Source organism: Nonomuraea endophytica, from assembly GCF_014203235.1.
In the GTDB taxonomy this organism is placed as follows: domain Bacteria; phylum Actinomycetota; class Actinomycetes; order Streptosporangiales; family Streptosporangiaceae; genus Nonomuraea; species Nonomuraea endophytica.
Genome location: NZ_JACHIN010000002.1, coordinates 601,918 through 624,107, shown reverse-complemented (window position 1 = coordinate 624,107; position 22,190 = coordinate 601,918). Strand labels below are relative to the sequence as shown.

General features: G+C 71.7%; 21 protein-coding genes. 15 read left to right on the top strand and 6 right to left on the bottom strand.

Going from position 1 to position 22,190, the window contains the following annotated elements; genetic code table 11:
* Positions 1–10: 10 nt before the first annotated feature.
* The 9 genes from HNR40_RS10960 to HNR40_RS10920 all read left to right on the top strand — a co-directional run bounded on the left by HNR40_RS10960 (position 11) and on the right by HNR40_RS10920 (position 8,468).
* The gene (locus tag HNR40_RS10960) at positions 11–1,420 is read left to right on the top strand and encodes a serine/threonine-protein kinase (protein WP_184960313.1); all 1,410 of its coding nucleotides are present in this window, start codon (positions 11–13) and stop codon (positions 1,418–1,420) included.
* A 20-nt stretch (positions 1,421–1,440) separates the two neighbouring features.
* Entirely contained in the window at positions 1,441–2,418 is a 978-nt protein-coding gene (locus HNR40_RS10955) for an AAA family ATPase (protein WP_184960312.1), read from the top strand.
* Positions 2,415–3,500: a DUF58 domain-containing protein gene (locus HNR40_RS57130; RefSeq protein WP_184960311.1), complete on the top strand. Its 1,086-nt coding sequence runs from the start codon at positions 2,415–2,417 to the stop codon at positions 3,498–3,500. The genes HNR40_RS10955 and HNR40_RS57130 overlap by 4 nt, the downstream gene beginning before the upstream one ends.
* The gene (locus HNR40_RS10945) at positions 3,497–5,575 is read left to right on the top strand and encodes a transglutaminase family protein (RefSeq protein WP_184960310.1); all 2,079 of its coding nucleotides are present in this window, start codon (positions 3,497–3,499) and stop codon (positions 5,573–5,575) included. Before HNR40_RS57130 ends, HNR40_RS10945 begins: the two co-directional genes overlap by 4 nt.
* Before the next feature lie 10 nt (positions 5,576–5,585).
* Entirely contained in the window at positions 5,586–5,852 is a 267-nt protein-coding gene (locus tag HNR40_RS10940; protein ID WP_184960309.1) for a hypothetical protein, read from the top strand.
* Positions 5,853–5,856: 4 nt separating this feature from the next.
* Positions 5,857–7,077, top strand: coding sequence for a hypothetical protein (locus HNR40_RS10935; RefSeq protein ID WP_184960308.1), 1,221 nt, complete (start codon positions 5,857–5,859; stop codon positions 7,075–7,077).
* Positions 7,074–7,517 carry a hypothetical protein gene (locus HNR40_RS10930; protein WP_184960307.1) on the top strand — a complete coding sequence of 148 codons (444 nt, stop codon included), beginning with the start codon at positions 7,074–7,076 and terminating at the stop codon, positions 7,515–7,517. The genes HNR40_RS10935 and HNR40_RS10930 overlap by 4 nt, the downstream gene beginning before the upstream one ends.
* Before the next feature lie 18 nt (positions 7,518–7,535).
* Positions 7,536–7,967 carry a hypothetical protein gene (locus HNR40_RS10925; protein WP_184960306.1) on the top strand — a complete coding sequence of 144 codons (432 nt, stop codon included), beginning with the start codon at positions 7,536–7,538 and terminating at the stop codon, positions 7,965–7,967.
* Between the two features lie 87 nt (positions 7,968–8,054).
* On the top strand, positions 8,055–8,468 hold the full coding sequence (locus tag HNR40_RS10920) for a hypothetical protein (protein ID WP_184960305.1): 414 nt from the start codon (positions 8,055–8,057) through the stop codon (positions 8,466–8,468).
* Between the two features lie 43 nt (positions 8,469–8,511).
* On the opposite strand, the gene HNR40_RS10915 is transcribed toward HNR40_RS10920, so the two are convergent.
* Positions 8,512–8,973 (bottom strand): hypothetical protein, encoded by a 462-nt coding sequence (locus HNR40_RS10915; RefSeq protein ID WP_184960304.1) that lies wholly within the window; start codon positions 8,971–8,973, stop codon positions 8,512–8,514.
* A gap of 66 nt (positions 8,974–9,039) precedes the next feature.
* Between HNR40_RS10915 and HNR40_RS10910 the strand changes: the two genes are divergently transcribed.
* The 5 genes from HNR40_RS10910 (at position 9,040) to HNR40_RS10890 (ending at position 13,638) form a co-directional block, all read left to right on the top strand.
* Positions 9,040–10,263: a hypothetical protein gene (locus HNR40_RS10910; protein WP_184960303.1), complete on the top strand. Its 1,224-nt coding sequence runs from the start codon at positions 9,040–9,042 to the stop codon at positions 10,261–10,263.
* A gap of 265 nt (positions 10,264–10,528) precedes the next feature.
* On the top strand, positions 10,529–11,125 hold the full coding sequence (locus tag HNR40_RS10905; protein ID WP_184960302.1) for an RNA polymerase sigma factor: 597 nt from the start codon (positions 10,529–10,531) through the stop codon (positions 11,123–11,125).
* Entirely contained in the window at positions 11,118–12,056 is a 939-nt protein-coding gene (locus HNR40_RS10900; RefSeq protein ID WP_184960300.1) for a CU044_5270 family protein, read from the top strand. Before HNR40_RS10905 ends, HNR40_RS10900 begins: the two co-directional genes overlap by 8 nt.
* 26 nt (positions 12,057–12,082) lie before the next feature.
* Complete coding sequence (locus HNR40_RS10895; RefSeq protein WP_184960298.1) at positions 12,083–12,766, top strand: TetR/AcrR family transcriptional regulator; 684 nt, start codon at positions 12,083–12,085, stop codon at positions 12,764–12,766.
* Positions 12,763–13,638, top strand: a complete 876-nt coding sequence (locus HNR40_RS10890) for an alpha/beta fold hydrolase (protein ID WP_184960296.1) — start codon at positions 12,763–12,765, stop codon at positions 13,636–13,638. Before HNR40_RS10895 ends, HNR40_RS10890 begins: the two co-directional genes overlap by 4 nt.
* Before the next feature lie 150 nt (positions 13,639–13,788).
* Here the strand turns inward: HNR40_RS10890 and HNR40_RS10885 are convergent, their stop codons facing one another.
* The 3 genes from HNR40_RS10885 to HNR40_RS10875 form a co-directional block, all read right to left on the bottom strand.
* Entirely contained in the window at positions 13,789–14,562 is a 774-nt protein-coding gene (locus HNR40_RS10885; RefSeq protein WP_184960295.1) for an FHA domain-containing protein, read from the bottom strand.
* Positions 14,563–14,639: 77 nt separating this feature from the next.
* Entirely contained in the window at positions 14,640–16,448 is a 1,809-nt protein-coding gene (locus HNR40_RS10880) for a serine/threonine-protein kinase (protein WP_184960294.1), read from the bottom strand.
* Positions 16,449–16,520: 72 nt separating this feature from the next.
* Positions 16,521–18,803, bottom strand: a complete 2,283-nt coding sequence (locus HNR40_RS10875) for a serine/threonine-protein kinase (RefSeq protein WP_184960293.1) — start codon at positions 18,801–18,803, stop codon at positions 16,521–16,523.
* 184 nt (positions 18,804–18,987) lie between these two features.
* On the opposite strand from HNR40_RS10875, the gene HNR40_RS10870 reads away from it, so the two are divergent.
* Positions 18,988–19,353, top strand: a complete 366-nt coding sequence (locus HNR40_RS10870) for a hypothetical protein (RefSeq protein ID WP_184960291.1) — start codon at positions 18,988–18,990, stop codon at positions 19,351–19,353.
* A 4-nt stretch (positions 19,354–19,357) separates the two neighbouring features.
* Here the strand turns inward: HNR40_RS10870 and HNR40_RS10865 are convergent, their stop codons facing one another.
* Together HNR40_RS10865 and HNR40_RS10860 are read right to left on the bottom strand one after the other, a co-directional pair.
* Entirely contained in the window at positions 19,358–20,977 is a 1,620-nt protein-coding gene (locus HNR40_RS10865) for a serine/threonine-protein kinase (RefSeq protein ID WP_312896277.1), read from the bottom strand.
* A complete protein-coding gene (locus HNR40_RS10860) occupies positions 20,974–22,119 on the bottom strand; it encodes an AMP-binding protein (protein ID WP_184960289.1) in 1,146 nt (381 codons plus the stop codon). The genes HNR40_RS10865 and HNR40_RS10860 overlap by 4 nt, the downstream gene beginning before the upstream one ends.
* Between the last annotated feature and the right edge of the window lie 71 nt (positions 22,120–22,190).

Genomic DNA, 22,190 nt, shown 5'->3' with positions numbered 1-22,190 from the left:
CACGCCCGCATTGGATAGAGATCCGGCCAAACTGCGCACCTCGCCCCCTTCGGGGTCCCCCCTGCCCGAGCCCGAGCCGGTACGCCTGGGCACTCGATACGTCAGGCAGGAGCTCATCGGCCGCGGCGCGAACGGTCAGGTCTGGCGGGGCCGGCGGCTGGCCGACGACGAGCCGGTGGCCATCAAGGTGCTCAAGGAGGAGTACGCAGACGATCCTGCGGCGGTCGCCCGCTTCCTGCGCGAGGGCGTCGCGCTGCGCTCGCTGAAGCACCCGCACCTCGTGCCCGTCTACGATCTCGTCGCCGAAGGCTCCACGCTCGCCATCGTCATGGAGTTGGTGCCCGGCGAGAATTTGCGCGCCGCGCTCGGCCGGAAGGTGATGGACCGCGCGAAGTCCGTCGCCGTCCTCGGCCACGTCGCCCAGGCGCTCGCCGCCGCCCACGCGGCCGGCATCGTGCACCGTGACGTCAAACCGGAGAACGTGCTCGTCACCTGGCGCGGGGGCGACCCCTGGGCCAGGCTGACGGACTTCGGCGTCGCCCATGTGGCCGACGGTCAGACGCTCACCAAGCAATCCACCTTCGTGGGCACGTCCCAATATCTGGCCCCCGAACTGGCCAAGGGGGAGCCGCCGACGCCGGCGGCCGACGTCTACGCACTGGGCGTCATGGCCTTTGAACTGCTCGCCGGACGCCGGCCGTTCCTGCACACCGACCAGACGGCTCTGTTACTGGCCCACCTGGCGGATGAGCCGGTCCGCCCGCCTGAGATCGGCGACGACCTCTGGCCAGTCATCGCGAACTGCCTGGCCAAGGACGTGGGCCGCCGGATGGGCGCGAACTCCGTGGCCCAGGCCTTCGGCGCCGGCGAACTGCCGCCGGGCGTTCCGCCGCCGCTGCCGCCGCTCCCGCGGACGCACTTCGAGCTCCCGCCCGGCACGCTCACCACGAGCGGGTCCCCGGTCCCCATCCCCGAGCCCCCGGCCGAGCCACCCACCCCGCGCCGCTTGCGGTGGTGGCCGGTCGCCGCTCTCGCCGCGACGCTGCTGGCCTCCGCCGGCGCGGGCATCTGGTATGGACTGCCCGACCAAACCAAGGCCACCCCCACGGCTACCCCGGGTCCTACCGGTCGTCTGGACTCCATCCCGGTGGCCGTGACGAGCCCGGCCAGGGGCCGCATCACGCTCGACTTCGCCGACGCCTCATCGGTGCCCGGCTTTCGCGGGTACGTGATCAAGCGGGGGGACACGATCATCGACCAGTTGTCCGGCGACCGCAAGACGACCTATGACATCCGCGGACTGGATCACACGACGGAGCACTGCTACTCGGTTCACGTGCTCGTCCTCAGCGACCAGCCGTCACCGCCGCCGGCCGAGCCTGCCTGCAGGGCCGCCGACGGGCGTGGTCCCACCGACTAGCCGTGAAGACGGAGGCAGAAATGGCCACCAGTACCGATGCCGATCCTGAGGCGTACTTCGCCGCGGGCTATGCGGCGGTCCGGGCCAACGTCGAGCGCGTGCTCTCGGGTAAGCCGCATGCCGTACGGATGGCACTGACGTGCTTGTTCGCCGGCGGGCACCTGCTCGTCGAGGACGTTCCAGGCGTGGGCAAGACCTCCCTGGCCAAGGCGGTCGCCGCGTCCATCGACGCGAGCTGGCATCGCATCCAGTTCACCCCCGACCTGCTGCCGACGGACATCACCGGCACGACGATCTACGACCAGCAGTCCGGCGCGTTCGGCTTCCGCCCCGGCCCGGTCTTCTCCCATATCGTGCTGGCCGACGAGATCAACCGGGCCTCGCCGAAGACGCAGTCCGCGCTGCTGGAGGTGATGGAGGAACGGCAGGTGACCATGGACGGCCGCGCGCACCCGGTGCCCCGGCCCTTCCTCGTGGTCGCCACCCAGAACCCCATCGACCTGCAGGGCACCTACCGGCTGCCGGAGGCGCAGCTCGACCGCTTCCTGCTGCGCATCGCGGTCGGCTACCCCGATCTCGCCGCCGAGCGCGACCTCATCATGGGCCGGACGCGCAACGGAGCTCCGCCCGAGGTACGCCCCGTGGCCACGATCGAGCAGATCCGCTGGATGATCGAGTACGTCAGCCGCATCTACGTCGGTGACGCGGTCGCCGAATACGTCGCGCGGATCGCCGAGGCCACGCGCACCGCACCGCAGCTTCGGCTCGGACTCAGCCCGCGCGGCAGCCTCGCCCTGGTGCGGACCGCCCAGGCGTGGGCGGCGGGAGAGGGGCGCGCTTTCGTGACCCCGGATGACGTCAAGGCCGTCGCGGAAGCCGTGCTGGCGCACCGCCTGATGCTGGCCGCCCAGTCCGAGATCGACGGCCTGTCCACGGCGGGCGTGGTGGACGAGATCCTTTCCCGGGTGACCGTTCCCGTCCCGGCAGGGACCCGGTGAACGCGCCGATCCTCACGGGCACCGGCGTCTGCGTGCTGGCCGGAGGCGCTCTGGCGCTGGCCGTGGGCCTGACCGGCGGCTACACCGCGCTGGTCGGCCTGGGCGGGGCGGCGCCCGTGCTGGTGCTGGCCGCGCTGGCGATCGTAGCGTTACCGGACCGGCTGGAGGTCACCCGCGCCACCACCGGGGACCACGTCGCCGCCGGCACCGACCTCGTCTGCGTGATCACGGTGGGCAACGCCGGACGGCGTCCCCTGGGCTGGACCGGCGTGGCCGACAGAGCCGACGGCAAGGAGATGGGGAGCGTGATCGCGCCGCCGGTGCGCGGCGGGTCGGTCACGGTCGAGTACTCCGTCCCCGCGCCCAGGCGTGGCCTGCTCATGCTGGGCCCGCTCAGGCTGGAACGCCGTGACCCGCTCGGGCTGGTCGTCCGCCGCCGGACGATCACCGGTCCGGCGCCGATCTGGGTGCACCCGCGCGTACATCCTCTTCGCTCGCTGCCCGTGGGCGCGCTGTCCGACGAGGACGGTGACCTCGGCAGGCGGGCACCGCACGGCACCGGCACGTTCGCCGGGCTGCGCGAGTACCGGCCGGGCGACGACCCCCGGCTCATCCACTGGCGCTCCACCGCCCGCACCGGCTCGCTGCTCGTCCAGGAGCGCGTGAACACCCATGACCCCGCCGCCACGGTCGTCCTGGACGCTCGATCGGACGTGCTGGACGAGGCCGCGTTCGAGGAGGCGGTGGAGGTGGCCGCCTCGATCGTGGCCGCGCCTGTGCCGACCGAACTCGTGGTGATCGGCGAAGACCTCGGCAAGCTGGCGGCCATGGGCGCTCGCAGCCCCCTGGACCGGCTCGCCGCCGCGCGCCGGGTCGAGAAGGGCCGCGTCGCCGAGATGGACGGACACATCGTCCTGATCACCGGCGCCGTGTCCCGGCTCTCCGCCGCGTTGGTCGTGCGGCTGGACCCCGCCGCCACCACGTCCACCGCGCTTCGCCGCGCCGCGCTGACGACGATCAGCGCGCCCCTGGCTGCCAGTGCGATCCAGGCGATCGGACGCCTGAGCGGAGAGCGCGGATGACCGCCAGGAGAGTGGGCGGCTGCGCGCTGGCTGTTGCCGCCGGACTGCTTCCGGTCCTCGCCTTCGCCGGCACGTTCGCGCCCACCCCCGTCGAAGCCCTGGCCAACCCGCGCTACGTCCTACCCACTGCGGGTGCCGCCGCGGTGACCGTGGCGACCTGTCTCCTCACCGCCCTGGCCACCCGGATCCCGGCCGTCACCCGGTCGACGGCCGGCGCGTTCGTCCTGGCCGCCTACCTCGCGCTGGTGCTGCCCTCCAACGTCCTCGGCGGACCCCGCCGGCTGCTCACCTCGATCCCGCCGCTGGTGCCGGACGGCGCGGAACTGGCCACCGTCGCGGTCCTGGCCGGGCTTTCCTCGCTCATGGCCGCCGAGACCGTACTGCGCGGCAAGCCCGTGGTGCGGGGCCTACCGCTGGCGTTGCTCGGCACCGCCGCCGGGCTCGCCGTCTCGGCCCCCGCCGGCGCGGCGGCTTGGCTCGGACCGGGCGCGGTGCTGATCGTCGCCGCGTTCCTGGTGCTCGGGGCGTGGCCGCGCGGCTCCGGGATCCACCTGGCGGTGGTGGCCGTGGTCCCGCTCGTCCTGGCTGCGGGCGTGGCCGCGAGCCTGTTCGCGCCGGGCGTCCTCGCCACGCGCGACCGGCCGCTCGACGCCCGCGAGCTCATCCCCCAGCCGGTACGGCCCCGCCAGGCAACCAGCCCGCTGGCCCAGTTCCCCGCGCTCCACACGGGCCGGGCCCAGGTACGGCTCACGGTCACCACCGGCCGCGCGCTCACCTGGCTCCGTTACGCCACGCTGACCGCCTTCGACGGCTCGTACTGGACCTCCACCGCCACCTACTGGCGAGCCGGGACCACGTTGCCAGAACGCGAGCATCCCCACGGCACGACCACCGAACACGTACGCGTCGAACAGCCAGGCCCTCTCGGCATGCTGGTCTCCAGCGGCCGCCCGCTGGAGGTCTCGGCCGCCGGGCTCGGCGTGGACCCGGAGACCGGCGACGTGGTGCTGCCCGACGACCAGCCGGTGCCGCCCGGCTACACGGTACGCAGCGCGCTCGCTTCCGCCCGCCCGGCCGAACTCGCCGCCGACCGACCCGCGTCCGGACCAGCGCACGACGCGGCGGTCGCCGCGTTCACCGGCGAGGCGGAGAAGATCGCCGGGGCCGGTCGCGGATACGACGGGCTGCGCCGCCTGGCCGCCCACTTCACCTCGGCCGCCTACGCGGAAGACTCCTCGCCCAGCCCACCGAGCGGCCACGGCGCCTGGCAGATCCGGCACCTGATGAAGGAGACCAAACGCGGCACGGCCGAACAATACGCCTCCGCGTACGCGGTCCTGGCCCGCTCGCTGGGATACGACGTCCGGGTCGTGGTCGGCTTCCGCCCTGCCACCCGCCGCGCCGGCCGGTACACGATCACCGAGCGGGACGTGGACGCCTGGGCCGAGGTGCGATTCGAGCGAGCGGGGTGGGTGCCCTTCCACCCCACGCCCCGCGGCGATCGCGACCGCCCGCCCGCGGACCGCGCCGAACCGGCGCCCGAGGAGGAGGCCGCCTCTCCCATCGACGCCGAGCGTCACCCGTCCGGCCACGCCGCCCCCGCTCCCGCGAGCCCCCGTCAGCAGGGCCCATCCTGGTGGTGGCTGCTCATCCCGGTCGTGGCCGGGGCCGCGGCGGCAGCCGTACCCCTGCTCAAGTGGACGGTGAGGGTACGGCGCCGCCGTACCGCCGATCCGCGCGGTCGGGTGATGGCGGCCTGGCGCGAGACGCTCGACCGATCCCGCGACGCCGGCCTGAGGCTGGCCCCGGGCAGCACCACGGGAGAGGCGGCCACGGCCGCGACGACGCGCTTCCCCAGCATGGCCCCGCCCACTGCGGACCTGTTGCCGCTGGTCGATCAGGCCATGTATGGCGGGCACGAGGTCGGGGCGGCCGAGGGCGAACGAGCCTGGGCCCTGGCCGACGCCGCGCTTGCCGGGCTCCGGACCGGCCTGCCGATCCGGCGCAGGATGGCCGCGGCGATGCGGCCGCGATGGGAAACGCTTCCCATTTCGCGGCGCCACGCGCGCTTCTAACGTCCCATGCATGACCACACAACGGATCGCGGCCCAGCCCGCCGCGCTCATCAGCCTGGGCGCCCACCTCGGTGGCGCGGCGGCCGCGCTGCCCCTCTCTGCCCCGTCCTTCTCCGCCGGGGGACGGCCGGCCACCGGTGACACCGCCGCCGACGCGGCCCTGCACGACGTCACGGCCAGCCTGGCCGCCCACCTCGGGGAGATCGAGGAGATCGTCCGGCTGACCTCGCGGCAGGCGGAGCTGACCGCGCTCGCTTTCCGCGTCGCGGGCGGGTGACGGCATGCATGACGCGGCCGATCCCGGCACGCTGCTGAGCGCGTCGGACGAGCACGGACTACGGGCACGCGACCTTGACGGCGCCGCCGGCACGATGCGCATGGTCGCCTCCGGCCTCGCCGCCGGAACGTTGGTCGGGCCGTGCGCCTCTCGCTTCATGACCACGCTGGGCGGCCTGGCGACCGCGTTGATCACCGCCCGGTCCGCGCACGAGGAACTCGCCGACGCGCTGCGCCGCGTCGTCGCCCCCATCGCGGAGGAACAGGAAGCGCGCGACAAGCTGGACCGGGCCGAGCGCCGGCTGAGCGAAGTGCACACGCGTCTGTCCGGACTGCCGGCGACGGCAGATCCAGTCGCGCTCGCGCGGTCGAAACAGGAGATCGAAGAGGCCGAAGAGGAAGTGAAGCGGGCGAGACGCCGCCATGAGGAGGCCGCCCGCGAGCGGGACCGTGCCGTGCGCGCACTGGCCGCGGCCTGTCAGGGCGCGGCGGTGCTCAGAACGTTGCCGGCGCCGCCCGGCGAGGTCGTGATCGGGCCACGGCTTCAGGAGACGCTCAAGGAGCGGGGGATGCGCCCCGGGCCGCGGAGAGCGGGAGGGCATGGGCTGACTCCGCAAGAGCTGCGTCGCATCCAGCGCAATGGCCTGTCGCCCGCCGCACCGTTGTTCTCCCTTCTGTACGGGAAGTACGGGGACGATGGAGCGCTGTCGAGCGGCAAATTGCCCCTCGGCGGGCGGTACACCCTCGGGCACCGCGCGTTCGAGGTATCCGGCGGCGCCGGCCGTATCGGCTCCGACTACGGCGCGCGTGGCGACTTCCGGGCCGAGGCCTACGCCCTGAAAGCGGACGGCGGCTGGCGGGCGCGCCACCTGGAGGCGGGCTGGTCCGCGCGGGCAGGAGGCGGAGAGGTCTCGGCCGGGGCCGAGGCGCGTGTGGGACCCGACGGGTTCCGGGCCCGGGGCGGCTTCGACGGGTTCGTGGGCGCGAAAGCAGGCGTCGAAGGCTCGGCGGACGTCGCGGGAGTCAAGGCCAAGGCGGGAGTAGAGGTCCAGGGCGGCGTCGGCATGTCGGCGCATGCCGATGGCGGGTTCCACGACGGCAAGCTCAAGCTGCAACTCAGCGGCGGACTGGCGTTCGGCCCCGGCGCCAAGCTGACGGGCGGCGTCGAGGTCGACGTGCGCAAGATCGTTTCGGCCCCGTTCAACGCGATCAAGAGTCTGCCATGACGGTCACCGTCACCTGGCCCAACGACGTCTCGCCCGGTCTGTGGCCGTTTCGCATCAGCGTCCCCGACGGCTGGACGGCCATCGAGCCGCCGGATGCCCTGATCGCCTTCCTCGGCCCGGAGCGTCACGGTTCCCGGCCGACCGTGCTGGTCTTTGGTGCGCGGCTGCCTGACGCCCAGCCGCTCGGCGACCTGGCCGAGCAGGTGCTGCTCGACCTCGGCGCGGGGTCGGTGCTCCGCCCGGTCGCCGAGGACGGCAGGGCCGTCGTCAGGGAGGCGGTCGTCGACGTGGACGGGCGCGCCTTCCGCCACGTCGTCCTGGTGACCGGCCGTCAGGACCGCTCCCCGAACGGCCTGCGCACCGTGCACACGCTCCTCGGCACACAACCGGCGGCCGAGCCGGACGTGCTGGCCGACATCCTCACCTCTTTCACCGGCTGACAGAAAGGACCTCTCACGATGCGACAGTCACCGCAGACCATCAGCTGGGATTGGATCGCCCTCACCATCGGCGGGCTTATCGGCCTCGCGTACTTCACGATGCCGGTGAGCATCGCCATCCTGGGCACGGAACTGAGTTGCGGCCCGTCGCTGGTCGCGAGCTTCGGGCTGGTAGCCGGCGGCGAATCGCCGCTGGAGTCGGGGATCGTCGGCCAATGCGCCGTCCAGGGAGCCGGCAGGTCTCTCATCGGCGCGCTGGCCGCCGTTGGCGGCTCGATCCTCTTCCTTGTCCTGAACGGCCGGATCTCCACCCCGCCCGCGGTGCTCATGGAGCTTCGGAGCATCCACACGCCGTGCCTGCGGGCGGACGGCAGCGAACACGAGTGCGGCGCCTGCCACGTCTCCTGGCCGTGCCCGACGAGCCAAGTACTCGGGGCGACATCGAGATAGGCCACGTCCAGGCCTACGGCAGGAATATCGGCCCGGCGAACAGCGGCGACGAACCCGACCACGGCGACCCAGATACGCGACGCCGAGATGAGAGGGTCCACCGACGCGTTCACCGCCTGGTACGCGACGCGTGTCGCGGCTGAGCTACGCGGACATCGAGGCGGGGCCCAGGACAGCCCCCGGCATCTCGGCGCGTTGGCACGCGAGCTGCAATCACGGGGCGCCTTCGACGAGATCAAGAGCCTGCTGCCCTATTGCGCCGGGTACGTCGAGTCCGCGTACCTGCTCTGCCCGGTGCTGGCCGAGATCTACCCGGAACACGCGGCGGGCATCGCCGCCGAGGTCATGTCCATCGGCGATCCCGGGAAAGGCGATCGGGGTGCGTCGGCCGACCCTCCTCGACGTCGAGGACCTGGCAGACGTCGACGATCACCCGGAACCCACCGGCTGCTGATCGATCTCATCCAGGAGGACCTGTTCAACACCGGCCTGGACCTTTAGCCGCGAATAGCCGCGAACCGTCAGGTCGCCTGTTCCCGGTGGGCTATGCGCGGGCGGTGTCGAGTTCTTTGGTGGGGAAGGCCAGGGCCATGGCGATGGTGGGCCACTGCTCCAGGGTGCGTTCGACCACGGGGTCGGTAGACCGGAGGAAGGCCAGGTGCTGGATGGCGTGGGCGGCTACGTTCGCGGGTTCGATCTGGTCCGGGCTTGGGGTGGCGGGGGATGAGCCTCGGGCTATGGTCGGGCTGGTCAGGGGGGTTCTTGGGGCTTCTGGGTTGGGGTCGGGGCATACGGCGTAGGTGAGGATGATCTGGTCCCGGTCGGGTTGGTGGCGCCAGCTTGTCGAGTGCACTACGTGGGCCTGGTTGTCGGGGTGGATGCCGCTCAGGCGGCGGGCTGTTTCGTCGGGGGTTTCGCCTGGTTTCGGGGTGGCGGTGGCTTGGCGGTAGGACCATGCGCCCTGTTGGTCGGCCAGTAGCATCAGCACCTCAACCGAGATAGTCACGTCGCTCCCCGTCGTGTCGAATAGCTGCGATAAGTATGCAGGAGCGTCCGTTCAGCAGGTGTTGACTTGCTGCAGGGGCTCGCCCGTGCGTCGCTGGAAGTGCGGCACATGAGGAGGGACGCGATGCACGGAACATTGCTGCTGATGGGGTCGGGTGAGACCAGTCCGACCATGGTCGAGGTGCATCGTGCCGCGATCAGTGGGTTGGGGGCTAAGCCTCGGGCTGTTCTGCTTGATACTCCGTACGCCTTTCAGGAGAACGTCGCGGAGATCTCGGCGCGCGCGTGCCAGTACTTCGCCCGGAGTGTCGGGCTGGATGTCGAGGTCAATGGCGTTGTCGCGGGTGCGGACTGGGTGTTTTGCGGTCCTGGGAGCCCGACGTACGCGCTGGACCGGTGGGCGGGTGGGTCGGCGATGGCGGATCTGCTCGCGCGGGTGCGGGCTCGGGAGGGGGTCACCGTTTTCGCCTCTGCTGCCGCTTGTACGGCCGGGGTGGCGACTGTTCCGGTTTATGAGATCTACAAGGTGGGGGCGGAGCCGTACTGGCGGGAGGGGGTTGATCTGCTGGGGGCCGTTGGGCTGAACGCCGTCGTCATTCCGCACTATGACAATGCGGAGGGTGGCACGCATGACACGCGGTTCTGTTATCTCGGGGAGCGGCGGTTGTCGCTCATGGAGCGGGAGCTTTCTGTCGGTACGGGGATTTTGGGGATTGACGAGCATACGGCGCTGGTCATCGATCTTGTGGATGAGCGGGTACGCGTGGCGGGCCGGGGCGGGGTCACGGTGCGGACCCGGGGCGGGCAGAGTGTGTTGCCTGCCGGTGCCACGGCCACATTGGCCGAGCTTCGTGAGCTGTTGCTGGGGGAGGGTCGGTTTGTCGCGCCTGCGGTTCCTGAGGTGGTCGCTGCTCAGCGGACTTTGGGGGAGATCGTTGAGGCTTGTGAACAGTCGTTTGCCGCGGCGCTGGGCTCGGATGACGTCTCGGCGGCCACCCGGACGGTGTTGCGGTTGGAGGAGGACATCGCCGGGTGGTCAGCTGACACCGAACAGGATGACGGCGGGCCGCTCCAGGCCAGGGACGTGCTCAGGCGGCTGATCGCCTCGCTCGCGGCGCACACCGGTCAGCGGGTGGTGGCGAGGATCGTGCCGCCGTTGCTGGCCGTACGGGAGAAGTTTCGGTGTGAAGGGGCTTATGAGGGCGCGGACGCGGTGCGTGATGCGCTCGCCGAGGGTGGGGTGCGGGTAGAGGACACCGCCGACGGCCCGCGCTGGAGCCTGCTTCCCTGATCTCGCTTCTCGCCGCCGCCCCTGCCATCGTGCGGAGTGCCGCCGCTCCTGCCATCGTGCGGAGTGCCGCCGCTCCTGCCATCGTGCGGAGTGCCGCCGCTCCTGCCATCGTGCGGAGCGCCGCCGGTCCGGGCATTGTGCGGGGTGCCGTCGGTCCGGGGATCGTGCGGGGTGCCGTCTCTGCTTTGTAGGAAGCAGCGGCCGAGAACTCAAGTTGGCGCTTCGGGGAAAAGAGGGTGACGACACCGAGGAACGGAGCGCAGGCTTGGCAGCCGATGTGAGCCTGGCGGACGCGGAGCTGATCCAGCGGTCCAGGCGCGATCCCGCCGCCTTCGCGGCCCTGTTCGACCGGCACGCACCCGCTTTACACCGCTATGTGACGCGGCGGCTGGGTGACTCGCTGGCCGATGACGTGGTCGCGGAGACGTTCTTGACCGCCTTCCGGCGCCGCGCCCGCTACGACGTCAGTCACCCCGAAGCCCGCCCCTGGCTGTACGGCATCGCGGCCAACCTGATCGGCAGGCACCGCCGTAAAGAACAACGGTTTTTCCAGGCTCTGGCACGGACCGGCGTCGACGAGGTGGCGGAGAGTTATGCCGACCGGGTCGAGGCGCGGGTGTCGGCGTCGGCGGCGCAGCGCGATCTCGCGGGGGCACTCGCGGTGTTGTCGCCGGAGGACCGCGAGGTCCTGCTGATGATCGCCTGGGCCGATCTCAGCTACGAGGAAGTGGCGCTGGCCCTCGGCATCCCCATCGGCACGGTCCGCTCGCGGTTGCATCGCGCCAGGAAGAAGACGCGTGCGGCGCTGGGCGGCGTCGATCCGTCGGCCCTAGTCGTGGATGCGGAGGCAGATCATGGATGACCTGAAGATCCTCGCCGAGCTGCGTTCTGACGCGCCGACGCCCGACGCCGACCGGCTGCGCAGGCTCCGCCGCCGGGTGACGCGGCGTCGGCGCGGGCTGGTGGTGGTGCCGTCCTTGCTGGTCACCGCGGTGGCGGTGGTCGTCGCCGTCGTGGTGCTCAGGCAGTCCCCGGACGTACGGCCGCTGCCGTTCGTCGAGGCGATTCCGCTGAACTCCGAGACCGTGCTGGAGCGGGCGGCCGAGGCCGTCGAGAAGCGGCCGGTGGCGCCGGAGCCCCGGCCTGACCAGTGGCAGTACACCAAGACCTTGAACGTGCAGCCCGCGGACGGCCGGACGACGACGCGCGAGAGCTGGCTGCGTTATGACGGCAAGCAGACCGCTGGGTGGGACATAGACGGAAATTTCCGGGTTGCGGATGTTCCGCCGGATCCGGGGGACGACGACCTGTCGCCTCAGGCGTACCGGAAAAAGCTGCTCAAGCTTCCCACCGATCCGGACGAGCTGATCGCCCATGTCGCGGGTGACCGGCACTGGATCGACAAGCCCCGGGAAGAGGGGGTGCCCAAGGTGGTCGAGGCCCCGGACCAGCGCGCGTTCCGGATCCTCACGCTGTATCTGAAGCAGCAGGCGGTCATGCCGCCCAAGCTTGAGGCGGCCATCTTCCGCGCGCTGGCGAAGATCCCAGGAGTCCGCATCGAGCAGAACGTCAAGGACGCGACCGGCAGGACGGGGCTCGGCCTGTTCAGGTCGGCGGAGAGCCCGCGCCGCTACATCATCCTCGACCCGGGCACCTATCAGGTCATGGCCGACCAGATGATCTGGCTGCAGGACGAGGTGCGCTACGGAGAGGTGATCTTTAAGAAGGGCTCGGTCTTCGCCGACGTGTGGCTGGCGTCGGGGATCGTGGACCGGTCCGGCCTTGCGGGGTAGTGACCCGATCTGCAATTCTGGTCACTATGCCGCGCCCACTCATCCCGGACCGGCGGGGACGCATCCTCGCCGCCGCCCGGCAGCTCATTCTCGACAAGGGCTGGCCCGACACCACCGTCGCCGACCTCGCCGCACGCGCCGGGATCGGCAAGGGCGCCGTCTACCTGGAGTTCGCCGACAAGGCGGCGATTCTCGCCGCCGTGCTCAACCGCGACATGCGCGAGCTGACCGCCCAGGTGCACCGAAGCGTGCTGAGCGCGCCCGGCCTGGTCGACCTCCCCGCCGTCTACCGGTTCGCGGTGGAGGCGACGCTCGCGAACCCCCTGATGAGCGCGCTCTACCTGGGGGACGCGGCGGTGCTGGGCGAGCACGTCCGGGGTGTGGGTGACGAGCGCTATCTCGACCGGTTCCGGTGGCTGGGCGACTACGTCGGCCAGCTGCAGCGGGCCGGGGTCATCGATCCGGCGGTCTCCACGGAGAGCGTCGTCCGCGTCCTCGGTGTGTTCACGCTGGGCCTGCTCCACGCGCCCGGCGTCTTCGGGGAGATGACCGCGCAGGAGCTCCAGGAGGCCGTCGGTCTGTTCGCCGACCTGGTCGGCCGGGGGCTGGCGAGCGACCTGCCCGCCGATCCGGCGGCCGCGCGGGAGACGCAGCTGTCCCTGCTGGCCCGGCTCGACGACCAACTTGGCCGGCTGGAGGAGCCCGCATGACCGGCGTTTTCGACACTCATACCGACCTGACCGTCTTCGGCGGCCCCGTGCGGCTCTACCGGGCCGGCGGGACAGGCCCGCCCGTGCTGCTGCTGCACGGCGGGATGCTCGACACCGCGCAGGGGGTCTGGCGGCACGTCGTCCGGGACCTGGCGCCCGACCACCGCGTGTACCTCATCGACCTGCCCCGCCACGGCGGCAGCCGTCCCTGGCGGGGCGTCCTGGACGAGGCGTTCTACACCCGCTTCCTCGACGACCTGCTCGACGTGCTCAACCTGCCGCGGGTCTCCGTCATCGGGATCTCCCTGGGCGCCGGAATCGCGATCGGGTACGCGCTGAAGCACCCGGACCGGCTCGACGCCCTGATCGCCATCGCACCCGGCGGGCTCGGGGCCAAGAGGAAGGCCCAGTTCCTCACCTGGATGGTCACCCGCACACCGGGTGCGATGCGGCTGAGCAGCCGCTACCTGGCCCGCCGCCCCGGGACGGTACGCCAGTCGATGATCGCCAACCTCACGGCCGGAGCCGGCACCCGCGACTTCGACACCATCCTCGCCCTGGCGACGGAGGAGGCGGCGGCCAAGGCCGAGTACGGCGAGCCCGCCCTGGACGACTGGATGGTCCGCGCCTACGGCCCCTTCGCCATGCGCGTGAACTACCTGCCCGACCTGCCGGAACTCACCGTGCCCACCCTCTGGGTACGCGGCGACCGCGACCCGCTCGTCGGTCACGCCGAGATGGCGGCGGCAGCCGCGGCGACCCCGGACAGCCGCCTGGTCACGCTGCCCGGCGCCGGGCACATCGTCACCTACGACCAGCCGGAGCAGTTCAGCCGCCTGGCCCGCGACTTTCTGGCGGCTGTGAGGAGGTGATCTCAAGGTCGGCGAAGACCAGCGTGATGACCTGGACATTGGTTCCGACGCGGACCGCGCAGGCGCACCGGCTCGGCGGCCGGGAGATCGATCAGGTGTAGGCGTGGTGCATGGGTCCGGCGTCGAAGATCTCGTCCAGGGCTTCCTGGGTCAGGCGTGGTGGTCGTCCTCCAGCAGTTCGAGGTCCGTCGGGACCAGGGTCGTGGAGTCGACCAGGCCCCTCAGCAGGTTGTGCAGGAGGTTGTTGTCGCAGGGCCGGCCCATCGCCATGTCGTGGATCAACGGAAAGGGGAATCCGCACGCGTCCAGGCGACGGCGTACCGTCTCGACCCTGGCCTCGATCTTGCGTTCGCCCCAGCGCTCGTCCCGGCGGATGTCGGCCAGGGAGTCGGCGGCCTGCCGGTACGTCAGCGGACGCGGGTTCTCCTCGTAATACAGGTACCGCTGGCCGAGGATGACGAGCAGGAGGCGTTCGACGTCGTCGAGCGGCCAGATCTTGGGCGGCAGCGTCTCGGCCCGGCGGTGGGGGGTCAGCCCGTCGTCGTCGTGGCCGCTCACGTAAAGCTCGACCAGGTGCTCGCGATGGCCGCACCCCTTCACGAACAGCGGCGTGTAGCCGGTGGCGAGCGGGATGGGATCGGTCGTGGCGTGCAGGAACTGCCCGCGCGGCAGCCGGACGAGCTGCTGGCCGGTGTTGCGCAGCCACCACTGCCGCTCGCGGTAGGCGAGCTCGCCGTGCTGTCGGCTCACGTGCAGGTCGTCCTCGCCGACGCCCAGGTCGACCTCCGGCTTGCCGGCCCTGCCGAACCTGACGACCGCGCCGGCCTGCGGGGCGGCCTTGACGCCGCCGGTGACGGTACGGGCGTGCAGCGTGCCGGGACGAACGGGCGCGACGCCGCGGGCAAGGCTGTCGGGGAAATGCATCGCTCGTCTCCTTCAGAGATCACCGGCACTGGATGTCAGGATCCACCGACCGCTTCGGGACCGGTCCCGAGCCGAGGTCAGGCCGGGTGCGGCAGCCTGGCGGCGGCGGAGGCGGTGAGCCGCCTGGCGAGCTGGCAGAGCTGGTCGGCCGAGCGTGATCCGCTGACGAGGAGGTTGACGGTCTCCGCCGCCCGCCCGTCCTCGTCGTGGTACGTGCGGTAGACCAGCTGGGCCAGGCACGATCGGTCGTCGCCGTCGGTCTCGGGGCGCAGGATCGTGCGGTAGCCGTTGACGACGGTGGCGGAGCCGTTGGCGGGGTTCGGGGGTGGTCCCTGGTCGAAGCGGACGTCGAGCCAGAGCTTGCTGGTCGTGCTCGCCCATGCGCACTGCCAGCTGCCGAACCCGACGTCCGGGTCGTTGGCGTCGATGCCGGGGATGACCTCCAGCGCGCCGGCGGGTAGCAGCGCGCAGGCGTCCCGGTGCGCCAGCGATCGCTCGGGCAGGGTACGGCGGGGCAGCGGCCCGTTGTTCAGCAGGGTGACGGCGCTGCCGGTGGCGACGTCGGCGATCGCGCACAGCGGTGCCTTGCCTGGGTCGTCGCGTTTGGCGGTGATGGTGATGTTGGTGTCGCTCTCCCCGGCCGGCAGCAGGGTCCGCAGGCAGGAGTCGCGCTCGGCGGGTTGTTCGACGATGCCGACCCTTCCCACGGTCCTGGCCTGACCGGGCTGCTCGGCGCCCGGGTCGTGGTTGAAGTCCACCCTGACGTCCACGACGCTGTCGTCCTCCGGGCGCACCAGCACGTCGCACCGGTCGAAGTTGCCGTAGTTCCGGTCGAGTTCGGTGGCGCCGAACCGGCCCAGCGCGACGGGTTCGGTCAGCGCGCACGGATCAACCGTGCGCGGGTCACCGATCAGGGACGCCGGGCTGCCCGCCTGCGCGCTGCCGTCGCGCTCCGACGGCGGCAGGAGGAAGGACGCGATCCCGGTCAGCGCCGCCACGAGGGCGGCGGTCGCGCCGGTCAAGTACGGGTGGTTTCTGACCGCGTCCACGATGATGCTCCCGGCGGGCGGGTCCGTGGGGAAGTCGGCGGTGCCGTTCACACTGGGAGGGAGGACGGCCCCGCCCGCGATCTCCGTGAGCCGGCGCAGCACCTCCGTGGCGTCGGGACGCAGGCCCGGCTCCTTGGCGAGCATCGCGCGCAGCACGTCGTCCAGCACCCCGAGGTCGGCCGTCAGCAGGACGCGCCCGCTCGGGCCGCGCTCGGGCGGCGAGCCGGTGACGAGCGCGTGGAGCATCGCGCCGAGCGAGAACACGTCCGAGCCGCGCTCCAGCCGGCCGAGGATGACCTCGGGGGCGGCGTAGTCGGGCGTGTAGCTGATCGCGCTGTTCGGGGTGATCGTCTCATTGCCGCCGACGCGGTAGGCGGCGCCGAAGTCGGCGAGCTTGACCGTGCCGTCGCCGGTCACCACGACGTTGCCCGGCTTGATGTCGCCGTGGACGATGCCCTCGGCGTGCAGGCACACCAGCGCGTCGGCGACCTGCGCGCCGACGCTCGCGGCGACCTCCGGCGTGACGGCCTGCCGCCCGTTCAGGCTCCCGCCCGACACGTGCTCCATGACCAGCCAGGACGTGGCCCGCCGGCCCTGGCCGTCCTGGACCGCGTCGAAGAGCGTGACGATGTGCGGGTGGTTGAAGCGCGCCAGAGCCCGCGCCTCGGCCCGCAGCCGGCTGAACCCGCGCACGCTGTCGTGTCCGCTCAGCATCCGCTTGAGCACGACGTCCCGCCCGAGTTGCTCGTCGCGGGCGAGCCAGACCTCGCTGGTCCTGCTGCGGATGGGACCGTTGGTGAGCCGATAGCGACGGCCGACCGACCTGCCCAGACGCACCGTGGTTCCCTTCAGAGGGGACGGAACACTGCGCACTTTACCCAGCGATGGGCCCGCAGTCAGCGCCTTCGCTCAGGAGATCGGTCCGGCGTCCTCTTTCCACCAATTCAGCAGCACCGCGCGTTCCAGAGTGTTGAACGCGAACCCCTGAATCCTCAACTTCTCGTTGGTCCACGAGAGGTAGGGCCGGCCCGCCTTGCTCTCGCCGCACAGCAGCCGCCCCGCGGTCTTGCCGTCGATCGAGTACGCGTTCTCGCCGATGAACGTGCGCGACTTAGCGTCGCACGAGCCGCCGTCCGGGGCGATCGCCTGGTAGTTGCGCCGCATCGACGCGGTGTCGGGGAACTGGTAGTAGAAGACGACGCCCGCGCCCGAGGTGGGGCCGCACGCCACCGCCGTCACCTGCGCGCCGGGCACGTTGCTCTTGATCTGCTCGGCCGTCGGCCGCAGGCAGTTGACGCGGGACGCGGCCGGAACGCGGTCGAGCACGGACTTCTCCCGCTCGGTCGGGAAGGGCGGCTCGGCCTGCGCGTTGACCGCCGCGATCACCGTGTCGATGGTCGGGGCCCGCGACTCCTCCCACCAGGTGATGAGGGCCTGGGCGTCCTTGCCGGTGGCCCGGCCCATCAGCAGCAGCGGCTCGACGGTCCACTCGACCGTGGGCGTCTCGTCCTTGTAGCAGAGGATCTCGCCGAGGTGGGCGCTCTTGTTGTCGTAGGTGGAGTTGCTCAGGAACTTCGCGGGCTTCTCGTCAGGGCAGAAGGCGTCCGGCGCCTTGGTCCTGCCGACCTGGCCGGTGTGGCTGCGGCGCAGGCCGTCCAGGCTCGCGAAACGGTAGTAGGAGACGTCGTCGGCGCCCTTCTCGTCCGCTGAGCAGACCACGCCGGTGACGACGTCGCGGAACTGGTCGAGCGTCCCGGCCGCGGCCCGCCGGCAGTCCGTCTGCCCGATTAGGTCCATGACCTCCTTCTCCGGCGGAGCGGGGAAGGCCGGGTCTTTGGTCCAGGTGCTCCAGGTCTGCTGGAGTTTGAGCTCGTCGGCGGCGCGGCTCTCCATCTTCGCCATGGTCCGGTGCTTGTCGTCGGTCCACACCAGCCACGTCACCGCGTTCCGCTCGAAGCACAGCAGGCGGCCCTGGGGAGCGCCGATGCCGGGGTAGCGGTGCTCGGCGCCCGACGCTTTCGAGCAGTCGCCCTGCGCACGGGGTACGCCCGCCTGCCGCAGGGTCTGGTCGTAGGCCTGGCCCAGGGCGGAGTCGGAGGCGTACAACCCGATCTGCACGGTCTGACCCGAGGCCCGGCACGACAGCGACGCGGCCGACAGCGGCAGGCCCGCGCCGTCGCCGGCCCGCTCGCAGGTCCCGCGCAGCGCGGCGGGCACGCGGGCGAGCGCGGCGGGATCGTCGGACCACGGGCGGACGATCAGCGTGATCACGATGGCGAGCACGACGACGGCGGCGAGCGCCACCCAGACCGCCCTGCGCGGGCGCGCGGGGGCGGGACGCGGGGTGCCGGGCCTGGTCACGGCGGCGGCCAGGGCGCCGCAGGTGTCGTAGCGGGCGCGCGGCTCCTTGGCCATGGCCTTCTGGACCACGCCGTCGATGCCGGGGTCGAGGTCGGGCCGGTGGTCGGTGACCTTCGGCGGCGTCTTGTGCAGATGTGCCCACAGCACCGCGGACGGGTCGCGGTTCGGGAACGGTTTCTCGCCCGTCAGGCATTGGTAGAGCACCGCGCCCAGGGCGTAGACGTCGGTGCGCCGGTCGATCGGGCCTGACCTGAACTGCTCCGGCGCCGCGTAGTCCATCGTGCCGAGGAACTGCCCCTCGGTCGTGAGGGAGGTGGCCGACTCCATCTTCGCGATGCCGAAGTCACACAGGTAGACGTGGTCGGCGGTGTCGATGAGGATGTTGCCCGGCTTGATGTCGCGGTGGATCAGGCCGACCTGGTGGGCGGCGTCCAGCGCCGAGGCGACCTGGCCGACGATGTGCGCGGCGCGCGCGAGGTCGAGCCTGCCCTGGGTGCGGATCAGCTCGCCGAGATCTCCGCCGTTGACGTGCCTGAGCACGACGTAGACGGTGCCGTTGAGGTCGCCGCTGGCGTACACGGGGACGATGTGCGGGTGGTCCAGGCGGGCCGCGGTGGCCACCTCGCGGGTGAACCGCAGGCGGAAGCTCGGGTCCTTTTTGGCCAGGTGCGGGTTCATCACCTTGAGAACCACGTGGCGCGGGAGCGTGAGGTCCTCGGCGAGGTAGACCGAGCTCATCGCGGTCTGGGAGATGATCCGGACAATCCGGTAGCCGGGTAGCTGCCGCATCACCTCGTGCGGTGATGAGAACCAGTCGACCGTGGAGTCCACGCCTGTCCCTCCGAACGCCGGAATCGTGCCGCCCGCGGCCCGCGCCGGCGTGGTGAGGTCTTAGCATCGCGCGTCCGGGACCGGTCCCCGGGCGTTTTCGTCACACTGGGGACCGGTCCCGGCACGGAGGGTGCATCCTGGGGCTCGCCGAAACGATGAAGCCGAACCGATGAAAGGGGCCTCCATGCACCGGACGACCATCACCGCTCTGACCCTCGCCGCCGTCATGGCCGCGGCGTCCTTCGCCACCCCGGCGAGCGCCGCGACGCAGTTCGCCACCGCCGCGGCGAAGCCGAACCTCCGCGCCTGCTACGACGGGAAGTGCAAGATCACGATCACCAGGCCGGTGAGCTTCCGCGTCGCCGCCCGCTACCGCCTGTCCCGGGTGTGGGTCTCCAAGGTGTACGCCTTCAACCAGGACATGGTGCGGGTGGAGGGACCCGGTGTCGCCACGACCCTCGGCGCGGGCGGCAGCGGGAGCATCAACAGCCTGAACGTCCGCGTCCTGTCGATCACCGACCGGGGCGCGACGGTCCGCTTCGAGGGCTGAGGCGTCAGTCCCGCTTGTACATCCTAATGATCTTGCCCTTGGCGTCGGCGGCCAGGTACGCGCCGCCGTAGTCGTCGCTCAGGTAGACGAGGATCGCCGGCTTGGGCGGGCCGTTGAACGGCCAGCCCGGCTGGACGATCACGTAACGGGAGGTCGGCTTGTCGATGCCCAGCCGCTTCTCGGCCGTCTTGAACAGGGACGGCAGCGCCTCCCAGTTGAGCGAGCTGAGCTGGACGGTCTTGTCCATGCTGGACATGGTGCCGCCCGAGCCCTTGCTGACCTCGCCGTCGCGGTAGTCCCAGGTGTCGTAGAGGGACTTCTTCCCGCGGACCGGAGCCTTGGCCGAGGCGAACTGCTCGTGCACCGAGAAGTCGCTGAACACCTTGCTGCCCGAGGCCTTCTCCATGGCGGCGATCACCTGGCGGATGCGGCCGGGGGTGAGCAGGGGGCTGGTGTCGGGGACGGGCGCCTCGGTGACCGGGGGATCGTCGTCGTCATCGCCGACCATGGCCGAGGCGGACGGCTTGCCGCTCGTCGCGGTGTTCGGGCCGGTGGGGTCGTCCGACGGGCCGGGGGCCAGCCACTGGGGGACCAGGATGACGCCCGCCACCAGGAGCGCCGCCAGCACGACCGCGCCTGCCACGAGTGGTCCCGCGCCGCGCCGGCGCCGGGTGGACTGGGTGGCCCAGCCCTGCGCGTTGGGGTTCGGGCCGGTGGGCATGCCGTAGACGGGCTGCGGCGGCGGGTAACCGGGCTGGGGCGGGGCGTAGGCGGGCGGCGGGGTGGCGTACATGGGCGGGGCCATGGCGGCGTCGGCGAGCATCGCGTCGAGGCGGGCCGGGTCGGGACGCGCGCCCGGGTCCGAGGTGAGCAGGGCGCTGAGCACGGGCGTCAGCGGCCCGGACTGGCGCGGCGGCGGGACGCGGCCGTCCAGGACGGCGGCGAGCGTCGCCAGCGGCGTGTCGCGGCGCATCGGGTGGGTGCCCTCGACCGCGACGTAGAGCAGCATGCCGAGCGACCACAGGTCGGAGGCCGGGTTGCCCTCCTGGCCGCGCAGTCGCTCCGGCGCGATGTACTCGGGCGAGCCCACCAGCTCACCCGTGGCCGTCAGGCCGGGCGAGTCGTAGAGGGCGGCGATGCCGAAGTCGGTCAGGACCGGGCTGCCGTCGGTGCGCAGCAGCACGTTGGCTGGCTTGACGTCGCGGTGCAGGATGCCGGCAGTGTGCGCGGCGTGCAGCGCGGCCAGGATCCCCCGGCCCAGCCTGGCGGCCTCGGCCGGCGGCATGAGCTCCTTGGCGATGCGGTCCTGGAGCGAACGGCCGGGCACCAGCTCCATGACGATCCACGGGTGCGGCGTCTCCGGGGTGTCCACGATGTGGTGGATGGTGACCACGTTCGGGTGATGGAGCCTGGCCAGCGCGCGCGCTTCCAGCAGGATCCTGTCGCGCATCATCCGGGCGCGGCCGGGGTCGTCGTCCAGCGGTCCGTGCGGGCGGACCTCCTTGAGCGCGACTTCTCGGTGGAGCGCAAGGTCGCGGGCACGCCAGACCGTGCCCATGCCGCCGCTGCCGAGCCGGTCCAGCAGCTCGAAACGACCGTCGATCACCTTTTGTCCGGGGGTCACGCGCCAAAGCTTAGGGCCCGTGGCGGTCGTCGCGCGCGGTGACTTCGGCCACCGGGATCTCCGGCGCCGCGCGGAGGCCGCCCGGTGTGGCCGAGGAGTTCGATCGCGCCGCCGGACAGGACTCTGACCAGGGCGCCGGTGGCGAAGAGGCGTTCGCCTCGGCCGCGGGGGTCGGGGACGAACCGGGCGGCGGTCATGGCCGGGTCGCCGTGGTAGCCGCGGGCCAGGCCGGGGCCGCCCGCGTAGAGGTGGCCGGTCGTGGCGGGGTTCAGGTTCTCGTCGAGCACGCGGACGCGGGTGCCGTCGATCGGGCGGCCGATCAGGATGGTCGCGGCGGCGCCCTGCGAGACCAGGTGGCTGGTGACGAAGGCGGTCATCTCGGCGGCGCCGTACACGTTGATCAGGGCCGTTCGCGGGTGGGCGCGCACGAAGGTACGCGCGTGCGCGGGCGAGAGCACGCCGCCTCGGGTCAGCACCTGGCGCAGCCCGGCCAGGTCGGGCAGGCGCTCCTCGACCATCCGGTGGAACGACCACGTGGACAGGAACGCCGTCGTCACCCGCTCCTCGCGCAGCAGCGCGCCCAGCTCGCCCGGCGACGTACGCCCCGGCGGCGCGACGACCAGCCGGGCGCCGTTGGCCAGCGCGCCCCAGATCTCGAAGGCGGCCGTGTCGCGGGTGACCGGCGAGGCGTGCAGCACGCTCTCTCCGGCGTTCAGGCTGACGTACGCCGGATCGTGCACGAGCCGGGTGATCCCCGCGTGCGGCACCGCCACCCTCGGCGCCAAAACGCAGGCCAGGTTGCCGGGCCGCACGGTCGGCAGCGGCCCCGGCGTCACGGGCCCGTCCCCGTCCAGCGTCCGCGCGGTGATCACCAGCTCGGTGGAAATCAGCCCGCACGGCACGTAAGCGCCCGCCGCCTTGAGCACCGCCAGCGCGGCCAGCACGAACTCCGCAGACCGGTCCAGAAGCACCCCGACCGGCGTCTCCGGCCGCACGCCCCGCGCGATCAACCGCCTGGCCAGGCGCTGCGCCAGGCTGTTCAGCTCGCCGTAGGTGAGCGCGACGCCGTCGCGGACGACCGCCACCCGATCCGGCCCGGCCAGGGCATGAGCGGCGACGAGCTCGTGCACGGGTGTGTACATGGCGGGACTCCAGAGGTCGACCGGACCTCACGAAAGCACCGCCCAGGCCGCTCTGTCCTTGTCAAAGTACG

Bases quoted from the DNA above. Each gene is read 5' to 3' on its own strand.
- HNR40_RS10885 (WP_184960295.1), bottom strand. From the start codon at position 14,562: ATGCATTTCCCCGACAGCCTTGCCCGCGGCGTCGCGCCCGTTCGTCCC.
- HNR40_RS10900 (WP_184960300.1), top strand. From the start codon at position 11,118: ATGGATGACCTGAAGATCCTCGCCGAGCTGCGTTCTGACGCGCCGACG.
- HNR40_RS10930 (WP_184960307.1), top strand. From the start codon at position 7,074: ATGACGGTCACCGTCACCTGGCCCAACGACGTCTCGCCCGGTCTGTGG.
- HNR40_RS10895 (WP_184960298.1), top strand. From the start codon at position 12,083: ATGCCGCGCCCACTCATCCCGGACCGGCGGGGACGCATCCTCGCCGCC.
- HNR40_RS10890 (WP_184960296.1), top strand. From the start codon at position 12,763: ATGACCGGCGTTTTCGACACTCATACCGACCTGACCGTCTTCGGCGGC.
- HNR40_RS10870 (WP_184960291.1), top strand. From the start codon at position 18,988: ATGCACCGGACGACCATCACCGCTCTGACCCTCGCCGCCGTCATGGCC.
- HNR40_RS10940 (WP_184960309.1), top strand. From the start codon at position 5,586: ATGACCACACAACGGATCGCGGCCCAGCCCGCCGCGCTCATCAGCCTG.
- HNR40_RS10920 (WP_184960305.1), top strand. From the start codon at position 8,055: ATGAGAGGGTCCACCGACGCGTTCACCGCCTGGTACGCGACGCGTGTC.
- HNR40_RS10935 (WP_184960308.1), top strand. From the start codon at position 5,857: ATGCATGACGCGGCCGATCCCGGCACGCTGCTGAGCGCGTCGGACGAG.
- HNR40_RS10955 (WP_184960312.1), top strand. From the start codon at position 1,441: ATGGCCACCAGTACCGATGCCGATCCTGAGGCGTACTTCGCCGCGGGC.
- HNR40_RS10925 (WP_184960306.1), top strand. From the start codon at position 7,536: ATGCGACAGTCACCGCAGACCATCAGCTGGGATTGGATCGCCCTCACC.
- HNR40_RS10945 (WP_184960310.1), top strand. From the start codon at position 3,497: ATGACCGCCAGGAGAGTGGGCGGCTGCGCGCTGGCTGTTGCCGCCGGA.
- HNR40_RS10860 (WP_184960289.1), bottom strand. From the start codon at position 22,119: ATGTACACACCCGTGCACGAGCTCGTCGCCGCTCATGCCCTGGCCGGG.